Annotated in this window: 21 protein-coding genes; 8 read left to right on the top strand and 13 right to left on the bottom strand. The window is 68.7% G+C overall.

The window, feature by feature from the left end:
* Positions 1-273 (top strand): hypothetical protein (locus FF096_RS25130; RefSeq protein WP_230462955.1); only part of this gene is annotated, 273 nt, incomplete at its 5' end.
* A gap of 531 nt (positions 274-804) precedes the next feature.
* The gene (locus tag FF096_RS27390) at positions 805-2271 is read left to right on the top strand and encodes a site-specific integrase (protein WP_309223895.1); all 1467 of its coding nucleotides are present in this window, start codon (positions 805-807) and stop codon (positions 2269-2271) included.
* A gap of 141 nt (positions 2272-2412) precedes the next feature.
* Here FF096_RS27390 and FF096_RS25120 read toward each other — a convergent pair whose 3' ends face one another.
* A complete protein-coding gene (locus FF096_RS25120) occupies positions 2413-3102 on the bottom strand; it encodes a class F sortase (RefSeq protein ID WP_230462954.1) in 690 nt (229 codons plus the stop codon).
* Entirely contained in the window at positions 3102-3995 is an 894-nt protein-coding gene (locus tag FF096_RS25115) for a hypothetical protein (RefSeq protein WP_155222036.1), read from the bottom strand. The genes FF096_RS25120 and FF096_RS25115 overlap by 1 nt, the downstream gene beginning before the upstream one ends.
* On the opposite strand from FF096_RS25115, the gene FF096_RS25110 reads away from it, so the two are divergent.
* Positions 3988-4128: a hypothetical protein gene (locus FF096_RS25110; RefSeq protein WP_230462953.1), complete on the top strand. Its 141-nt coding sequence runs from the start codon at positions 3988-3990 to the stop codon at positions 4126-4128. The genes FF096_RS25115 and FF096_RS25110 overlap by 8 nt on opposite strands.
* Before the next feature lie 98 nt (positions 4129-4226).
* Here FF096_RS25110 and FF096_RS25105 read toward each other — a convergent pair whose 3' ends face one another.
* On the bottom strand, positions 4227-4805 hold the full coding sequence (locus FF096_RS25105) for a dienelactone hydrolase family protein (protein ID WP_155222035.1): 579 nt from the start codon (positions 4803-4805) through the stop codon (positions 4227-4229).
* Positions 4806-4870: 65 nt separating this feature from the next.
* Here FF096_RS25105 and FF096_RS25100 point away from each other — a divergent pair, with 65 nt between their 5' ends.
* Positions 4871-5434: a transcriptional regulator gene (locus FF096_RS25100; RefSeq protein ID WP_155222034.1), complete on the top strand. Its 564-nt coding sequence runs from the start codon at positions 4871-4873 to the stop codon at positions 5432-5434.
* A gap of 22 nt (positions 5435-5456) precedes the next feature.
* Here the strand turns inward: FF096_RS25100 and FF096_RS25095 are convergent, their stop codons facing one another.
* From FF096_RS25095 to FF096_RS25085, 3 genes are all read right to left on the bottom strand, one after another.
* Positions 5457-6029 (bottom strand): histidine phosphatase family protein, encoded by a 573-nt coding sequence (locus tag FF096_RS25095; protein ID WP_155222033.1) that lies wholly within the window; start codon positions 6027-6029, stop codon positions 5457-5459.
* An 81-nt stretch (positions 6030-6110) separates the two neighbouring features.
* Complete coding sequence (locus FF096_RS25090; RefSeq protein ID WP_155222032.1) at positions 6111-6578, bottom strand: SAM-dependent methyltransferase; 468 nt, start codon at positions 6576-6578, stop codon at positions 6111-6113.
* Between the two features lie 59 nt (positions 6579-6637).
* On the bottom strand, positions 6638-7015 hold the full coding sequence (locus tag FF096_RS25085) for a DUF4267 domain-containing protein (protein ID WP_309223894.1): 378 nt from the start codon (positions 7013-7015) through the stop codon (positions 6638-6640).
* Positions 7016-7118: 103 nt separating this feature from the next.
* Between FF096_RS25085 and FF096_RS25080 the strand changes: the two genes are divergently transcribed.
* Entirely contained in the window at positions 7119-7703 is a 585-nt protein-coding gene (locus FF096_RS25080) for a TetR/AcrR family transcriptional regulator (protein ID WP_155222031.1), read from the top strand.
* Positions 7704-7710: 7 nt separating this feature from the next.
* Here the strand turns inward: FF096_RS25080 and FF096_RS25075 are convergent, their stop codons facing one another.
* Positions 7711-8613 carry an NADP-dependent oxidoreductase gene (locus tag FF096_RS25075; protein WP_155222030.1) on the bottom strand — a complete coding sequence of 301 codons (903 nt, stop codon included), beginning with the start codon at positions 8611-8613 and terminating at the stop codon, positions 7711-7713.
* A 106-nt stretch (positions 8614-8719) separates the two neighbouring features.
* Between FF096_RS25075 and FF096_RS25070 the strand changes: the two genes are divergently transcribed.
* On the top strand, positions 8720-9118 hold the full coding sequence (locus FF096_RS25070) for a helix-turn-helix domain-containing protein (RefSeq protein WP_155222029.1): 399 nt from the start codon (positions 8720-8722) through the stop codon (positions 9116-9118).
* Positions 9119-9169: 51 nt separating this feature from the next.
* Positions 9170-9814 (top strand): maleylpyruvate isomerase family mycothiol-dependent enzyme, encoded by a 645-nt coding sequence (locus FF096_RS25065; RefSeq protein ID WP_155222028.1) that lies wholly within the window; start codon positions 9170-9172, stop codon positions 9812-9814.
* A 56-nt stretch (positions 9815-9870) separates the two neighbouring features.
* Here FF096_RS25065 and FF096_RS25060 read toward each other — a convergent pair whose 3' ends face one another.
* The 5 genes from FF096_RS25060 to FF096_RS25040 all read right to left on the bottom strand — a co-directional run bounded on the left by FF096_RS25060 (position 9871) and on the right by FF096_RS25040 (position 14629).
* Positions 9871-10599 carry a bifunctional 2-polyprenyl-6-hydroxyphenol methylase/3-demethylubiquinol 3-O-methyltransferase UbiG gene (locus tag FF096_RS25060; protein WP_155222027.1) on the bottom strand — a complete coding sequence of 243 codons (729 nt, stop codon included), beginning with the start codon at positions 10597-10599 and terminating at the stop codon, positions 9871-9873.
* Between the two features lie 406 nt (positions 10600-11005).
* On the bottom strand, positions 11006-11800 hold the full coding sequence (locus FF096_RS25055) for a DJ-1/PfpI family protein (RefSeq protein ID WP_155222026.1): 795 nt from the start codon (positions 11798-11800) through the stop codon (positions 11006-11008).
* A complete protein-coding gene (locus FF096_RS25050; protein ID WP_155222025.1) occupies positions 11793-12785 on the bottom strand; it encodes a GlxA family transcriptional regulator in 993 nt (330 codons plus the stop codon). The genes FF096_RS25055 and FF096_RS25050 overlap by 8 nt, the downstream gene beginning before the upstream one ends.
* 99 nt (positions 12786-12884) lie before the next feature.
* Positions 12885-13373 carry a MarR family winged helix-turn-helix transcriptional regulator gene (locus tag FF096_RS25045; RefSeq protein ID WP_230462952.1) on the bottom strand — a complete coding sequence of 163 codons (489 nt, stop codon included), beginning with the start codon at positions 13371-13373 and terminating at the stop codon, positions 12885-12887.
* Positions 13374-13381: 8 nt separating this feature from the next.
* Positions 13382-14629, bottom strand: a complete 1248-nt coding sequence (locus FF096_RS25040; protein WP_155222023.1) for an NAD(P)/FAD-dependent oxidoreductase — start codon at positions 14627-14629, stop codon at positions 13382-13384.
* A 692-nt stretch (positions 14630-15321) separates the two neighbouring features.
* Here FF096_RS25040 and FF096_RS25035 point away from each other — a divergent pair.
* Positions 15322-15744 (top strand): helix-turn-helix domain-containing protein, encoded by a 423-nt coding sequence (locus tag FF096_RS25035; protein WP_155222022.1) that lies wholly within the window; start codon positions 15322-15324, stop codon positions 15742-15744.
* Here the strand turns inward: FF096_RS25035 and FF096_RS25030 are convergent, their stop codons facing one another.
* Entirely contained in the window at positions 15745-16359 is a 615-nt protein-coding gene (locus FF096_RS25030; RefSeq protein WP_309223893.1) for a phosphoesterase PA-phosphatase, read from the bottom strand.
* Positions 16360-16597 lie beyond the last annotated feature (238 nt).

Genomic DNA, 16597 nt, shown 5'->3' with positions numbered 1-16597 from the left:
CGCCGCCGAGCTGGTCACGACCGACGCCACAGCCGCCTGATCAAAGATTTCTCATCCACAAGTCTTGACTATTGCTCCATGATCGTGCCGGAGGGTGAGAGTGATCTGCCACTGATCAATGTCACCCTCTGGTTCTCCGACCCAGTCGGCTCCTGGAAGGCCGGACCTCAGGGGGTAGAGAGGGTCGACGAAACGTCACGCAAGCCGGTGTTCGGTTACGGCGTGGAGTTGTCGGAGGAGCGGGAGACCGCAGCCGACTGCGGCGAGGGCTGACTCAATACCACAACCGGCCCTCGACTTGGCTGATGTGTCTACAGCAGCCGATCTGTCCACACCTGATCGTCGCGGTCGAAGGCTGCGTCGACTCCGTCGCCCTGTCCCTAGAGGGCCCGCCACCCCAGGTGGCGGGGCCCTTTTCCTCACATCAAGAAGGACAAATGCCATGGATAGCACATTCCCTGTTCCTTCTTGAACACCCCGGCATCCCCGCCCGTCTGGACGATCGAGCGCATCCGCGCGCTCGGCGCGGTCACCGATGTCGCCACCACCGGGCAGATCTTCGGCCTGTCCCGTAGCAGTGCCTACGAGTTGGCGCGCTGGGACCGGCTGCCGGTGCCCGTGTTGCGGTCGGCTCCCGCTACCGGGTCTCCGTCGCGGCGATCCTGGCCGCCCTCGGCGTACCGAACGAACTCCCGACCCCACCGGCGACTTGAACACACGACCGCGACGAGCGTCGATCACCATCCGACGAACACCCCACAATCCGATGCCCGCCCACCGGCGGCATCGGCGAGGAGAGAACTCGTGGCAGACGAACCCATCACCAAGCTCTGCAGCTGCCGCATAGACGGCAAACGCCTCGGCGCACGATGCCCCAAGCTGCGCCGCGGCAACGGGTGGAACCCCCACCACGGCACATGGCGCTACCAGCTGGAACTCCCTCTCGATGCCGCCGGCAGGCGGCGGCAACTGCGCCGCGGCGGCTTCGACACCCGAGACAAGGCCGCCGACGAATGCGACCACGCCCGCGCGCTGCTCGACCTCGCCGGCCGCGATGAGATCCGACGCCGGCAGATCGCCGACCTGCTGTACGCGGTCACGCCCCAGCAGCCGCTGATCGAGCGTGATCACGTAGCCCGTCGCATCCGCGCCGAGGTGTCCACCGGCACCCAGCTCACTGTCGGCGAGTACCTCGCCGAGTGGATCAAGGGGCGGACGAAGCTGCAACCGGCGACGCGGCGCAGCTGCCAGGACCACATCACCACGTACTGGACACCCCACCTGGGGCAGGTGGCCCTTCAGGACCTCACGGCCGCGCACATCGAATCGGTGTTCACCGCGATCGAGTCCCGCAACGCCGAAATCGTCGCCGCCAAGACCAGCCCCGTGAAGGAGATTCGGGACACGGTCATGGGGAAACGGACGGTTGGCGCCGCCAGCCAGCAGCGCATCCTGGCGACCCTGCGCAAGGCGCTCAACGACGCGCGCCGTCTCTACCACCACCGCCTGATCGACCGTAATCCGGCCGAGTCAGTCGAACTCAGGTCCGGCAAGTCGCCAGAGCCTCGGCTGTGGACCGACGCGGCGGTCAACCGGTGGCGTCACACCGGGCAGCGACCCAGCCCGGTGATGGTCTGGACCCCCGCCCAGGTGGTCGCGTTCCTCGACATCGCCGAAGCCGAAGAACCCGAGCTGTATCCCCTGTTCGACCCGGCCATCCACCGCGGCCCGCGTCGAGGCGAGCTGTGCGGTCTGCACGACTACGACGTCGATCTGGCAGCCGCCGCGATCACCATCACCAGCCAGCGCACCAGCGTCGGCTACCAGGTGATCGAGAAGGGTGTGAAGTCGGCGGCCGGGGACCGGGTCGTCGACCTCAGCGACGACACCGTGACAACCCTGCGCACCTACCTGATGCGCCGCGCGGGGTGGAAGCTTGCCGCAGGCGACGCCTGGGTCGACAGCGATATCTTCTTCGTCCGACGCCGTGGCGGCCAACCCTGGCATCCCGAGACGGTCACCGGCCGCTTCGATCGGCTCGTCGCCCGAAGTGGCCTGCCCCCGGTCCGGTTCCACGACATGCGGCACATCGCCGCGACCCTGATGCTCGCGGCTGGGGCGAGCATCAAGCAAATCCAGGACACCCTCGGCCACTCCTCGTACACGATGACCGCCGACATCTACACCTCCGTCCTCGCGGAGTTGAAGAGGACCACCGCCCAGGCGACGACCAAGCTCGTTCCACGCCGCAACCGCCCGGAGGCGGCATAGCGCCCACCGATGGCACGTTGCTGACCTCGACGCGGCACGGGCTTTGGGCAGGTCCGACGGCCAGGTAGGGCCCGGGTTGCACGTCTGGGTGTTCCCGTGCCGATGGTGAGAGTGCTCCGGCTGGGGGAGAAGCATCTTTGGTCAGTCCAGTTGGCCGACGACGATGCGGTTGGCCTCGAAGCCCAGCGGCCCGCCGACCCAGCGACCACCGCAGGTGACCAGCACGATCCGGTGGGGCCCGTGCTGTGCGAACAGGTCCGGGGCGCGTCGCGGCAGGTCGTTCTTCACCACGGTGTGCACCTCGGTGATCCGGTAACGGTGCAGGCGTCCGTGCCGGTCGGCGACCTCGATGTGGCCGCCGTGCTCGGCCTGCCACAGTTCGGCGAACGGTCCAACCTCGCCCTGCCAGTTGACATGCCCGGCGAGTACCGCCGCTCCGCTTGCGGCGAGCAGGTCCGATCCCCACCAGGTCACCTCGGTGACCCCGTCAGGCACGGGCAGCGTGCCATCGGGCCGAACGTCCCGGCGGACGAGGCGAGCCGTGCTACCTCGCGGCAGCCGGACGGATCCCGCCGCCAGCAGGGACGGCGCGGTGACGGCCGTGCCGGCGGTAGACACGGCCGTCGGTCCCGGACCGGCGGCTGCTGTGGGTGTCACGGACCTGGCCGGTCGCGTTGTCGGTGGGCTCGTCGCTGTCCGCTGTTGGGACAGTCCGGTGGTCGACGGGGGTGGCGTCTCGGGTGCCGAGACGACCAGGACGGCGGCGGTGGCCAGCATGGTCACCGCCGCCGTCAGCGGTGCGGTACGGCGGATCGTGGACTGCGCGCCCATCAGGGAAGTCGAGGCGGCTCGCCCGGCACCGCCCGGTGGCGGCGTCGCAGCCGCACCAGGGTGAGCAGGGAGAGCACGGCCGCGGTCGCCGCGAGGGGTGAGGCTGCGCCGCTTTCCACCGGCCTTTCGACGGGGGTGGCGGCTGTGGCTTCGGCGGGCTGGTCGCCGGCGGGGATCTGCGTGGGGACCGTCGGCTGCGGCCAGGGCGGGCAACCCTTGGGAAGCTTGAGTTGCAGCAGCTTGGCCACGCGCAGCCGGCCCTCGGGCGGCGCCCAGAGCAGCCGGACGTCGAGGAGGTCGGCGGTGGCCTGGTCGAAGTCGGCGTTGCGCTGCCGGGTCTTCGTCATCGCACTGAGGAAGGCGTTCAGGTCCGGGTTCCCGGGTGTCGCGGGGCTCAGGTCGGCGGGGAAGAGCGACCGGAAGTTGGCCAGTGGAACTGCTGCGCCGGGGAGCACGTTGCCTCGGTTCGCCGTCAGGCTCTGTCGGCCCTTCGCGTCCCGCGTGTTCACCAGGGCCAGCAGCGCAGTGTTCGCCCGCCGAGTCAGCTCGGTGCCGCTGGTGGTCAGCTTCGGTTGCTCGAGTAGCACCTGCCCGTAGTAGCCGCTGTGTAGGGCGTAGGCGATGTACTCCTCCATCCCGCTGATTGCGGGGTCCTGGTGCAGTGTTTCATGCGCCATCGTCACGCCCAGCAGGCTGAAGTTCTCGAAGCGGTACCGCTCGTTGAACAGGATTCGCGGACCCGGTGGGTGAACCTCCGCGATAGACGTTGGATCCAGTTCCGCGAAGATGACCTCGGTGTAGAGGCCGGAGCGGATCGTGTCGACGCTGACCTCGGACGGACCACCGACCAGCGACGCCAACGCCGCCCGCAGGTTCGGGTCCGGAATGATCACCGATCCCGACTTCACCACGAAGATGCGCCGGATCCTGGATCTCTACGACCACCCACCCGCCGATGGCAGGGTGCTGTGCGTCGACGAGTTCGGGCCGTTGAACCTGCAACCCCGCCCCGGCCGCGCCTGGTGACCCGTCGAATGGATGACGGGAGTCGGGCGTAACCGGACGACGGATCGACCCACCGGCTCTGCCGATCGTCCGGCTGGGAGTTTGGGCCAGTCAGTGAGTCACGCCGGTTTGATGGAGGAGAGGAACGCCAGCACCCGCTCCATGAGTAGCGCGGCCGCCTCCGGGTCGTACCTGTCGAGCGAGGAGTCGGCGAAGAGGTGCTGGTCGCCGGGATAGACGAACAGTTCGGCGTGCGCCGTGGAGCCGACTAGCTCGCGTGCGGCCGGCAGGTCCTCGTCGAAGAACTCGTCGTCCTCCTTGCCGTGGATCTGCACCGGCACGCCCTCGGGCCATGTCTCTCCGAACTCCGTGACGGGGAGGCAGGATTCCATGAGGAGCGCCCCGCAGGCGTCGGGTCGGGTCTGCGCGAGCCGCTGGGCGATTGTCACGCCGAAGGAGAATCCGGCGTAGACGAGCCCGTGGCCGAGTCCGGCGGCTGCGGCGATGCCGCGTTCCTGGAGCGCGTCGAAGCCGAACTTTCGAGCGAATCCGAGCCCCTCCTCGATGCTGCCGAACGTGCGGCCGTCGAACAGGTCCGGGGTGTGCACGGTGTGCCCGGCCTGTCGCAGGCTGTCGGCGAAGCTCCGGACCCCGCCGGTCAGACCTTGGATGTGGTGGTAGAGCAGCACGTCGGCCATGGCGTCGAACCCCCCGCTAACGATCGAGATTTTTGGAACGTTCGGTGATGCTAGTTTGTTACGCCATGGCCGACAACCCACCGGACTACGAGCTTGCCGATCGGAAGGCGCTGACCAGACCGGAGCAGGTGAAGGCGATCGGTCACCCGCTCCGTACGGTCATCCTGCAGCTGCTCCACGAGCGGGCCGCGACCGTCACCGAGCTCGCGGCCGCAGTCGAGCGCCCCAAGAGCACGGTCGCGCACCACGTGGACGTACTGACAAGGAACGGCCTTCTCCAGGTGGTGCGCACGCGGAAGGTGCGGGCGGTCGAGGAGCGCTTCTACGGGCGTACGGCGCGCATGTTCTACGTGGCGGCGGAGCCATCGCCCGGCGGAGAACAGCTACCGGGTGACTTCAACGACTTCGAGGTGGCTGCACGCGAGTCAGCGAAGGCGTTCGAGCAGGGGAAGCTCTGGGGCTTCATTCGACATGCGCGCATTTCGGCAGATCAGGCCTCGCAGTTCTGGGACCAGATGGCGGAACTGGTCGATGCGTTCGACCGGATGCCGAGGTCCGGCGAGACCGTGTACGGGTTCGCGGTCGGCATCTACCCCACCGACCACCCGACCCTGCCGGCAGTGGAGTGAACACACGGGTGTGGCCGAGGAGCTACAGGTGTCCCGTGTCGTTGAAGCTGATCAGGGTTGGCGGCCGGTCGGAGTGCCACTGCACGATGGTGAGTGCACAGTTGGCCTGGTTGAGGCCGATCCATCGCCAGGTCGGGGCGTCGAGGGCGTGGCGTACGAACCAGCCGATGACGAAGTTGTGCGTGATCAGCAGTTCATGTCGCTCGGCGTCGCCGGTCACGCCGAAGTGGGCGACAGCGGCTTGCAGGGCTGCGGCGTCCTCATCGCGTTCGTCGTCGGGTATCCCGTCGAGCCAGGCATGCCAGCGGTGCGGGTAGTGGCCACGTTGTCCGACGGAGGGCACTGGTGTTCGGTCGGCCACCAGGTCGCAGGGGTGCCTCGGCACCTGAGGCAGGTGGGTGGCAACGACGTCGGCGGTCTCGGTCGCTCTGGCCAGCGGGCTGTGGTGGAGCGTCGCGAACGGCACCGTCTGCAAGCGTCGGCCCAACCGGTCTGCTTGTTCGCGGCCGAGGTGTGACAGGCCAGCATCTGACCGGTGCCCGGACGCCGCGTCCTGTTCCCCGTGGCGGACGAGGTACAACCAGGTCCGACCCATGGCGGACCTCCCTCCGAACCTTCGACCGGCGATGAGCACCAAGATCACGTAGTGGCTGGCTGGCGGGCGTCAAGTCCTCGCCTACGGCTGGAAGTACTCCGACATCAGTTGGCTGACCCACTCCGGCTGCTGGACGTTCGTCGGCAGGAACTCGGTCATCGTCGGCTTCACGTCGATGACGGGGGTACCCGAGACCGCGTCGAGGCCGACCACCGTCAGTTCGCGTCCGCGTACGGATTCGATCGCGCAGCACGTCACCCCGATGCGGTTCGGTCGGCGGGGACCGCGACCGGCGAAGACGCCGACGGGCGGGAGGTCGGTGCGGCCGCGATTCGGGCGAGGCTCGCGGTAGTCGTCGTGTTCCGAAAGCTGATCGAAGACGAACAGTACGTCGACGTGGGAGAAGTCTTCCAGCCCTTGCAGGCACGCCTCGCCGAAGCGCTCGTCGATGGTGATCGTGCTGCGGACGGCACCCCAGTTGTCCGTGTGCTGGACATCCGTCCGGTCGTTGCGCACCGTACCGATCGGACTGATCTCGAAGCTGAGCATGGAGAGGAGCTGTTCCCTTCAGTGACGCGATCGTCGGCTGAAGCGGCCTGACTATGTGGTCAGGCGACGAGGAGGAGCACGCTGATCACCACCATCATCGCGGCGGTGGCGGCATGCACGCCGTACGCGATCGCCTTGGGGCCGTTGCCGCGCAACACGATCATCGCGTCGCCGGTGGGCATGCCGGCGGCGGCCAGCATGTACCAGCCCAGCAGGTGGGGAGTGCCGCCGGCCAGCACGATGAAGATCAGGATGCCCGAGGCGATGTCGCGTACGGCCTTGACCCTCAGCCAGGCCCGGAAGGTGGGGTCCTCGGTCGGCGTGTCCGGGATGCCGAAGCCGGCTGCGGCGTGTGGTGCCCGGAAGGCGTTCAGCCCGATGGCGATGATGCCTGCGCCGATCAGTCCGGCGAGGACGGTGGCGACGGTGGTGAGCACAGCGTCTTCTCCCTGGCAGCGGCGGTGAAATCTAGCGGTGCTAGATCTGATAGCGACGTTAGGCTGTCTTCGACAGGATGTCTAGCGTTGCTAGGATGTGGCAATGTCCGCCGTCAGCGAGCGCCGCGAGCGGGAACGCGCTCACCGTCACCAGCTGATCATCACGGCCGCCCGCGAACTCGCGGAGGCCGAAGGTTGGGAAGCGGTCACGACACGACGGCTGGCGGAACGCGTCGAGTACAGCCAGCCGGTGCTGTACAGCCACTTCAATGGCAAAGACGCCATCGTCAGCGCTGTGGCCCTGGACGGATTCAGCCAGCTCGCCGTCCACCTGAGCCAGGCAAGGCAGGCCGCTGCCGAACCCGGACAGGCCCTGCGCGCCGTCAGCCACGCCTACCTGGCGTTCGCCACCGAGCGACCCGCCCTGTACCAGGCCATGTTTATCCTGCCCACCGACCTGAAGTTCGCCAGCACCGAGACACCGGCCCCGCTGCGGGCTTCGTTCGACGAGTTCGTCAACTGTTTCCCCCCGGAGAACGAGCGACGCGAACTGTTCGCCGAAGTCGTCTGGAGCGCCTTGCACGGCATCACCGTCCTGGCGGGCAGCGGCCGCATCCCCCCTGACGGGCAGGAGGAGCGAGTCGACCTGATCGTCGCCCAGATCGCCGGCATCCGACAGGATCGATAACTGGGCGTCAGGGGACGATCACCACGCCGCCACGGACGCCGCCTTGCGCCAGCCGGTCGTGAGCGGCCGCGGCGTCGGCGAAGGGGTACACGCCGGCGACCCGAAGCGGGATGTCGCCGCTGGTAACGAGTTTGACCAGTTCACTCAGGCGCGATCCGTCCGGTCGTACCTCCAGCGCGAAGGTCCGGATGCCCCGCACCGGTTCCGGACGAAGCGGAGGCGACGCGGCCACGTAACCGCCGCCGTCGCGGATGAGGTCCAGCAGCGAGGGACCGATCACCGCCAGGTCGACGACCGCATCGAAGACTCCCGTCAGGTCGTCTGAGCACGACAGGAATGCCGCGCCCAGCGACTCCACGAACGCCCGGTCGTCGGTTCTGGCGAGTCCCGTGGCGTGTAGGCCGATCGTCCGGGCCAGCGCCAGAACGAACCCGCCGACCTGCCCGGCGGCGCCGGTGACGAGCACCGTCGAACCGGCCGGGACCGCGAGTAGGTCGAGGGCCTGTGTGGCGGCGAGGCCGTTGGTGGGCAGGGTCGCCGCCTCGGTGGCGGGGACGTCGGCGGGCGCGAGGGCCAGCCAGGCCGCGTCGAGCACCACGTACTCCGCGTGGGCGCCGACCGTGGTGCGCAGCCATGGCGAGAAGCCGACGACCGCGTCGCCGATCGTGAACTGCTCGACCGCCGGGTCGATCGCATCGACGGTGCCGGCCACATCCCAGCCGGGGGTGTACGGCAGACCGGTCGGCAGCGGTGCCGGGAACCGACCGGAACGGATCAGCAGGTCGACCGGGTGGACGACGGACGCGGTGACCCTCACCCGCACCTGTCCCGGCCCCGGCTCGGGCACCGGCACATCGGCCACGTGCAGGACCTCCGGGCCACCGAACTGTGCATACCTGACTGCGCGCATCGTCGACTCCTTCGTGGAACTTCGTGATCACCAGGACCGTACGAATCAGCGGGCACCATGAGAAAGTAGGTACCTGGAAGTGCCTAGGGCACCAGTGGGGGGCAAGATGGCTACGACGACCGCGGCCCAACGACGCGAGCAGGCCAAACGCGAGTACGACGCGTTCCTGCAACGGTGCCCGACCCGCGAACTGCTGAGCAGGCTCACCGACAAGTGGGTCGCACTGGTGATCCCAGCTCTCGCCGACGGCCCGCAGCGGCACAGCGAACTCGCCAACCGCATCGCCGGCGTGAGCCAGAAGATGCTCACCCAGACCCTGCGCACCCTGGAGCGCGACGGCCTGGTCACCCGCACGGTCACGGCCTCGGTACCGGTCCGCGTCGACTACGAACTCACTCCGCTCGGCCATGAACTGTTCCCGGTCATGGTCGCGATCAAGAACTGGGCGGAGACCCACATGGACCGCGTCTTCGAAGCCCGCGCCCAGTTCGACGCACGTCGCTGAACCTTCTCAAGTGCGTGATGGGCTTGGTCCCGCCGTCACTAGGCTGCTGCGATGAACTCCGCCGATTCCGTGGGTCCGACACAGCTGACCGACCAGATCATCGCCGCCCGTCGGCAGCTGGCCGACGATCTCGCCGACCTGACCGAGGCCCAGTGGGCCGCCCCGTCGCTCTGCGAATCGTGGTCCGTCGAGGAAACGCTGGCGCACCTGACCTCGGCCGGGTGCATGACTCCGTTCCGCTGGATCCGTAGCATCGTCGCAGCCGGATTCCGCCCGGACCTGCACAACCGGCGCCGCTTGAACGAGCAGCTCGGTGAGACGCCCGCCGAGACGCTTGCGAAGTTCCGGGCGATCATCCCGTCCACCACCGCGCCCATGGGAAATCCCGCCGCCTGGCTCGGTGAGGTCGTCGTGCATGGCCAGGACATCCGCCGCTCGCTCGACCTACCCGGTGGGCCGTCGGTCGAGGCGGCCACCACGGTCGCCAGGTTCTTCGTGGCCAAGAACTTCGCCGTCAACAGCCGCAACGTGGCCACCGGACTGCGCTGGGAGGCGACCGATGGACCGCTCCACATCGGTGACGGTCCGATCGTCCGGGGAACCACCGAGGCGTTGGTGATGCTTCTCGCGGGAAGGCGTGCCTATCTGGCGGACGTCACCGGCGACGGCGTGGAGACGGTGAACGCTCGCATCTAGCCCCTCGGCGGCAGGCTCGTTGCGGGATGCAAAGCTCAGTCGGAGCTGGCTGGCGGTCAGTGCGTGCGTTGCGCCACGAACACGTACTCCCGTCCCGGGCGGTCCGGGGCCTCGCGGACGTCGATGACGGTGAAACCACTGGTCACCAGGGTTTCCTCAACCTCTGCTCGACTGCGGAACCTCAGGGTGGAGTCGGACTCCACCGAGAAGCCGTCCGCGGCGAAGGTGTACGTGTACCGGAAGGAGACATACGGCAGCGCCACCCTGGTGACCTCCATGCGCCGTTCGACCGCACCGATGCCAGGAACGTTTCGGGTGACGGGGTCAGTGTCGAGTACCCATTCCTCCCAGGCACGGCGCTGCGGGCGTCTCGTTTCGAAGACGAGGTGACCGCCGTCGCGTAGCGCGCCATGAATGCCCTGGAGCGTCGCGCTCCAGGCATCGTCGTCAAGGAAGACTTGAGCCACGTTGCCGGTCATCAACGCGATGTCAGCTGACAGCGCGGGAAGCGTCGTGGCATCCCCGTGGAGCCAGGTGACCGATGCGGCGCCGGGTTTGGACATCGCCACGTCGAGTGAGGCGGCGGCGGGATCAACACCGGTCACGTGTCGTCCGCTTCTCGCCAGCGCGATGGCCAGGGCTCCGGTGCCGCACCCGATGTCGAGCACGTGCCGGGCGTCGAACTCGTCGACGATGCGCAGGTACGCGTCGAGGTCTGCGCGGTCGCCGTCGAACGCATCGTAGACAGGCGCGAGGCGCGGGTGGGCAAAGATCGCGTCGGGCATGGCACCGAACCGTAGCGACACCAAGTGTCCGCGACCAGCAATAACCGAAGCGGTTGCGAGGCCGGGTATGTCAGCCTGCGGCGTACCGACGCTCCCCAGTACGAACTCGCACTGCTCGACTAGACCCACCCCGCGGTGCCTGCTGCCTACCGCAAACCCGTCCAGGGCATTCGTTCGCCCCCCGGTATCGCAGAGGAAGCTTCGTCCTGACGCTACCGCGCGCTCCAAGGCGAGGACCAACTTGAGCACTGCTATGCGGGTTTGGACGGAGAACGGTTGTACGGCAACCCGATCAACGGCTGTCTCCCCGCCGAACCGTGGGATCGGTAGTCATCGCCGTGCCGCCGCCAGCAGCGAACCGGCTGGCGGCGGCACGGCGACAGAATTTAGGGCTGACTACGGGTACTCAGCTGAGCACGTCGCGGACTCGGTCGCGTTCCGCCTGGAAGAGGTTCCAGAGGTGCTTCTCGTCGGCGTCCGGCAGGTTCTCGACGCGGCCGTAGTCGAACGGCGGCTGCGGGTCGTACTCCAGGAATGCCTGGCCCCGGCCGGCGGCCCGTTCGCCCCACAGGCTTGCCGCGACCACGAGCGCGGCGTCTATCCCGGCGCTGACGCCGGCGCTGGTGACGATCCGGCCGTCGACGACCCAGCGTCGCCGCTTGAAGCGTGCGCCGGACAGCGGCAGCTCGTCGGCGAACGCCCAGTAGGTGGTCGCCGCGCGGCCCCGCAGGATGCCGGCGGCGGCCATCAACAGCACGCCGGTGCAGACTCCGAACGTGATGCGGGTGTGCCGGTGCGCGGTGCGGATGTAGTTCAGGGTGGCGGGATCCTGCATGAGGATGCTGGGTTGGCCCGGCCCGGGCACGACGAGCACGTCGGGGCGGGGGAGGGTGTCGTAGGTGGCGGTCGGCGCCCACTGTAAGCCCGCACCGCCGGGGATCGGTGCCAGGTCCGGGCCGACGAAGTGCAGCCGGGCCGGTGGTCCGCCCGCGCGTCCGGTGGAGCCGAGGACGCTCAGCGGGCCGATCAGGTCGAGTGGGACGAGCCCGTCGAAGACCAGGAACGCGATGTCGAGCGGTTCCTCGTCGCCCGCCGACCGCGTGCGGGCGGCGGCCGGGGCGGCGCTGCCGATGGTGAGCCCGGCAGCGGCCAGCGCTGCGCCCATGGTCAACAGTTGGCGACGGTTCGGGTGGTCAGGCATGGGGTGCGCCTTTCTGGAATCGTTGGCGGTAGGTCGTCGGGGCCATTCCGAGGACCCGGTGGAAGGCCTGCCGCATGGTCTCGGCGCTGCGGAATCCGCACTGCTTGGCCACCACCTCGACGGTGTCGTCACCGGCTTCGAGGAGCTGTTGGGCGGCCTCGACCCGGATCTGTTGGACGTACTGGCCGGGCGTGGTGCCCAGTACCTCGATGAAGAGGCGGGACAGGTGGCGAGGGCTTATCGCCGCGCGGGCGGCCATCGCCTCCAGCGAGTGGTCGGCGTGTGGCTGTTCGACGACCGCGTCGAGCACCGCCCGCAGCGCCGGCTGGCGTGACGGTCGGGTACGGCCACGGACCGACAGTTGTGACTGTCCGGCCGGTCGCTGTAGGAAGACCACCAGCCACTGGGCGACCTGCCGGGCGAGTGCGCCGCCGTGGTCACGTTCGAGCAGGGCCAGCGCGAGGTCGATGCCGGCGGTTACCCCGGCGGCGGTGTAGACGTCGCCGTCCTGCACGTACATGCCGTCGGTCTCGACGGTGACCTGTGGGTACCGGTCGGCCAGTTCGCGGCACCGGGCCCAGTGGGTGGTCGCCCGTCGGCCGTCGAGCAGGCCGGCCTCGGCGAGTACGAACGCGCCGATGCACACCGAGGCGACGACGGTGCACCTGTCGCGGACTCGACGCACCGCCTGCGCCAGCGACACCAACGTGGTGCTGGTCGGAGCCGGGTCGCAGCCGGCGACCACCAGGAGGTGCACCGGATCGGTCACCGCGTCCAGGGCGGTGTCGACGCCGAGGTGGACACCCTCGCGGGTGTGGATCGGCTGACCGTCGGGCGACGCCAGGCGGACCCGGTAGTCGCCGCCGAACTTCGCGGCGAGCGCGAACACCTGCAACGGTCCGGCGACGTCGAGCAGTACGGCGTCGTCCGCCGCCACGATGACCACGTGCCGAGAGCCGTCAGCGGGCGAGGGCGAAGCTCTCATGCGTCGAGTATTCGAAGCAGATATCGATCACGGCAACGACGGCCGTCCCACGGATCCGGCCATGATGGTCCGGAACCGCAGCCGCTCTCCGAACGACCGTCAGGCGGATCGCTGCGCGCTGTCGCCGCTGCGGAGGTGGTCCAGTTCGGCGAGGTACATCGCCTGCATACGGTCGTAGTGCTGGACCAGCAGCTTGATCTCCTCGACGCGGTAGCCCTCGACGAGCTGTTCCACGCGGGCGGCGAACCGTTCGTACGGTCGCTCCAACTCGGCGATCCGCTCCGGACGCAGGGTGACGATGACCCGCCGTCGGTCTGCGGGATCGCGTTCGGCGGTGACGTAGCCGGCCTGCTGGAGCCGGCGGAGCATGCTGGTCACGGCCCCGGTGGTGAGGTTGGTCCGCTCGGCGACCTGACCTGCGGTGGCGGATTCGACGTCCGCCAGGTAGTCCAGGCACTCCAGGTCGCTCACGGTGAGGCCCAGCCGCTCCGCGATGGCGTACCGGAACACCGTGGCCAGGCGGGACGTCTCCCGCCCGGCACGCATGAGGTCGGCGATCGCGGACGCACGAGCCGGCTGGTGGGACATGCCGGCAATCATGCCTCCGGTACGGTCACCCGGTGCAGCCGAGGTAACACCCGGGTCAGGACCCAGTGTGGTGCGGCGGCGCTGCCGGTGAGCCGGCGCATCAATCGGCTGGCGGTGCCGACGGCGCGGAAGGCGTAGCGGACCATCTCGTCCTGGTAGCCGTCGATCGCCTCCTCCACCGGCGTGCCGTTCGTCCGGGCCTCGACAAGTTTGCGGCCCAGCAGGGCGGCGTCGCGGAGTGCGGTGTTGCCGCCGTGCGCGCCGAACGGCGGCATCGCGTGTACCGCGTCGCCCATCATCGTCGCCCGGGGCATCGCCCACCGGTGCGGGCGTCGGCCGGTGGCGAAGAGGTTGAGCACCGTGGCGTCCGGCTCGGCCGTGTCGACCAGCCGCCGGACGAGCGGGTGGAAGTCGGCGCTCATCCGGTCGACCAGCTGCCACAACGCCAGTAGGTTCCTGCGGATGCCGGTGGGCACCTCCTCCTGCCGGAGCAGCATCGCCCACATGACGTAGTCGTCGCCGGTGGGCGCGTAGCTGCCCGGGGCCAGCCGGGCGAACGCCGTCCGTGGGCTCTCGCCGAAGTGCATCGAGGTGAAGAAGAAGGCGCGTCCGGGCTGGTCGGCGATGGCCAGGACCCCGCTGGTACGCAGGGCGTCCGGGATGACGCTCGCGCCGTTGTGTCGAAGCGGTGACCGGCCGTAGATGCCGACCATAGGGGTGCTCGACGGCTCCGCGTCCGGCATGAGCTGCGCGCGTATCGCCGAGCCGACGCCGTCCGCGCCCACGACGACGGATGCCGTGGCGGCTGTGCCGTCGGAGAACCGTAGTCGCGGTCCTGCCTGGCCGTCGCTGTCCACCGCGACGGCGGCCTTGCCGTAGTGGATGCGTCCGTCCAGTCCGGATTGCAGGATCGACCGCAGGGTCAGCCGGTCGAGCTGCCGGGTCGCGTGCGGTTCGTCCTTGAAGGTGATGGTGAATGCGTCCCGCAGGCGGCTGTCGGTGAAGCGCATGTGCCCGCCGGGCTGGTCGCCGGTGGTCAGCGCCAGGCGGTACAACGGGCGGGGCAGGCTCTCCCGCAGCGCCTCAAGCCCGTGTTGGTCGAGGATGATCCGGTAGCCCTGTCGTCTGACGAAGGGCCCCGGGTCCCGTTCGTAGACGTGCACGTCGACGCCGGCGCGCGTCAGGTACTGGGCGAGGCAGAGGCCGGAGAGGCCAGCACCGGCGATCGCCACTGAGAAGTCGGTCGATATAGGCATGGAATTATCTTAACCGTTAAGATGATTTGGTGAAGGGTCGCCGGCACCTGGGGCGTTCGTTCCGCAACGGAGGGCTGTCGCACCAGGGCGCGGGTTGTGCCGAGCGGCACCGGCGGCCGGAGGATGAGGGGGGTGCGACCCGGATCGCAGTAGCGGCCGACTCCTACGGGGGAAGGAGTCGGCCGCGTCCGGTTACCACACCACACCACGGGCGTGGCCGCGACCCCGGCGCGTTATCGACCACGGGGTACGCGGAGGTGCCTCGACGGTCGTGAGGGTCGAGCGCGTACGTCACAGACATTGATCGGCGTTGTGGCCCCGGGCGATGGGGCCCGGGGCCACCGAATGCCAGATCGTGGGTCGGCGCAGGTGCAATGTGCGGCGGTGTCGGCCCGGTCGTCTTTCGTCGCCGGTGGCATCCCGGGTCGGGACGCGTATCCAACGCGATTCGCACATCCCCCGATCTGCGACCCCGCCACGCCTGGCGATTGTTACCCGACCGTAATATCGTCTCGGCCCCTGCGGGAGGACGGGCGCGGCCATGCCGTCACTATGGTTGTCCAGTGTGGCGTCGCGGCCACTGAAGTGGTCGGGCTCCGCTAGTGAAGCACGGTCGATCTGCTCCTGCAACTATTGTGGAGCAGGTATCCGGGTTCACCACGATTGTGGCGCTCTGGGATGGGAGGGCGGTCATGGGGGACGGTGGCGAGGACGTGGGAAAACCGTCCTTCGCGGCGAGACTCAGGCATCTGCTGGATACCCACGTCAAGCCTGGCACCGACGAGCCCTACTCGCCGGACGAGGTCGCCAAGGGGACGGGACTGTCGACCAGCTACGTGAACTATCTGCTCAGCGGCGCGAGAGACAACCCCTCACGGTCGGCGATCCAGCAACTGGCGAACTTCTTCCGGGTGCAGCCGAACTACTTCTTCGACGCCGTGGCCGACGCCGACTCCGGCGAGATCGAGGTTGATCCCGACCTGGAGACCATCACGGTGCTGGCCCGCCGGCTGCCGCCGGGAGTTCCGCGCGCCAGTCTGCGCAGGATCGTCGAGCAGGTCGCCGCGCTGGAGGCGCGTAACAAGTCGGCGCGGCGAGACCGGCCGACGCAGTAGCTACCGAAGCAGCAGGAAGATCGGCACCGCCACGACGAGACCGGCCACGGTGCCGGCGATCACCTGACCGACGGTGTGGTCGCGAAGCACGACGCGCGACCAACCCACGAGGACGACTGCGGGAGCGGCGAGGAGCAGCTTCGCTCCGAAGACGATGACCAGGACGGCGCCCGATCCGGCGGCGACCGCCGCGTGAATGCTCAGTTTCCACACCAGGTTCACCAAGGTCACGGCGAGGCCCAGGCCGAACATCACGACGACCATCGCGATGACCGGCCGGGGCGCCCGGAAGCCGATCAGCAGAGCCAGACCGACCAGTACGGAGACGAGCCCGTACACCAGGGGTGTGCGCCGCTGCTCGCGTACCCGGATGTGATGGTCGCTGAGTCGCCCCCGGCGGACCCCCCACCAGATGAGGCTGTTGGGGATCACCGAGCAGAACAGCGCACCGACCAGCGCCCAGCCGAGACCCGGCCCGACGGCCGGCGCGGTGGTGTGCAGCGCGACGACGACCGGCATGACTGCGGCCAGGAGCGCCGGCGCGAAAACCTCGGTGACGACCCGAGCGAGTCGTGGGGACACGCGGCGGCTGGGGGATTCCTGGACGTCGAGCACCCCTCGAATTCTGCATCAACCGCTTACGATCCCGATGTAGCGACGCCGGTAGCGGGGAACTGCCGGTTTTTTGCCGGTGACACCTCCTGCCGCAGGTCACCCGTGTGCCAGCCGAGGCTGCCTCCGGCACCTGCCGCCCGCCCCCGCCGCGAGCAGTCCTCGCCGACTCCTGTGGGTGCCCCGGCTTGACTATGCTGCCTGTCTGCGAGCGCCACTATCGTGGCTGATACGAGCGCTG

The sequence above is a fragment of the Micromonospora sp. CP22 genome, from assembly GCF_009712475.1.
In the GTDB taxonomy this organism is placed as follows: Bacteria; Actinomycetota; Actinomycetes; order Mycobacteriales; family Micromonosporaceae; genus Micromonospora.
This window is presented reverse-complemented; position numbering and strand designations above follow the sequence as displayed.

Bases quoted from the DNA above. Each gene is read 5' to 3' on its own strand.
- FF096_RS25080 (WP_155222031.1), top strand. From the start codon at position 7,119: ATGTCCGCCGTCAGCGAGCGCCGCGAGCGGGAACGCGCTCACCGTCAC.
- FF096_RS25050 (WP_155222025.1), bottom strand. From the start codon at position 12,785: ATGAGAGCTTCGCCCTCGCCCGCTGACGGCTCTCGGCACGTGGTCATC.
- FF096_RS25035 (WP_155222022.1), top strand. From the start codon at position 15,322: ATGGGGGACGGTGGCGAGGACGTGGGAAAACCGTCCTTCGCGGCGAGA.
- FF096_RS25105 (WP_155222035.1), bottom strand. From the start codon at position 4,805: ATGGCCGACGTGCTGCTCTACCACCACATCCAAGGTCTGACCGGCGGG.
- FF096_RS25060 (WP_155222027.1), bottom strand. From the start codon at position 10,599: ATGCCCGACGCGATCTTTGCCCACCCGCGCCTCGCGCCTGTCTACGAT.
- FF096_RS25110 (WP_230462953.1), top strand. From the start codon at position 3,988: ATGATCACCGATCCCGACTTCACCACGAAGATGCGCCGGATCCTGGAT.
- FF096_RS25070 (WP_155222029.1), top strand. From the start codon at position 8,720: ATGGCTACGACGACCGCGGCCCAACGACGCGAGCAGGCCAAACGCGAG.
- FF096_RS25090 (WP_155222032.1), bottom strand. From the start codon at position 6,578: ATGCTCAGCTTCGAGATCAGTCCGATCGGTACGGTGCGCAACGACCGG.
- FF096_RS25045 (WP_230462952.1), bottom strand. From the start codon at position 13,373: ATGTCCCACCAGCCGGCTCGTGCGTCCGCGATCGCCGACCTCATGCGT.
- FF096_RS25095 (WP_155222033.1), bottom strand. From the start codon at position 6,029: ATGGGTCGGACCTGGTTGTACCTCGTCCGCCACGGGGAACAGGACGCG.
- FF096_RS25055 (WP_155222026.1), bottom strand. From the start codon at position 11,800: ATGCCTGACCACCCGAACCGTCGCCAACTGTTGACCATGGGCGCAGCG.
- FF096_RS25120 (WP_230462954.1), bottom strand. From the start codon at position 3,102: ATGGGCGCGCAGTCCACGATCCGCCGTACCGCACCGCTGACGGCGGCG.
- FF096_RS25040 (WP_155222023.1), bottom strand. From the start codon at position 14,629: ATGCCTATATCGACCGACTTCTCAGTGGCGATCGCCGGTGCTGGCCTC.
- FF096_RS25100 (WP_155222034.1), top strand. From the start codon at position 4,871: ATGGCCGACAACCCACCGGACTACGAGCTTGCCGATCGGAAGGCGCTG.
- FF096_RS25075 (WP_155222030.1), bottom strand. From the start codon at position 8,613: ATGCGCGCAGTCAGGTATGCACAGTTCGGTGGCCCGGAGGTCCTGCAC.
- FF096_RS25065 (WP_155222028.1), top strand. From the start codon at position 9,170: ATGAACTCCGCCGATTCCGTGGGTCCGACACAGCTGACCGACCAGATC.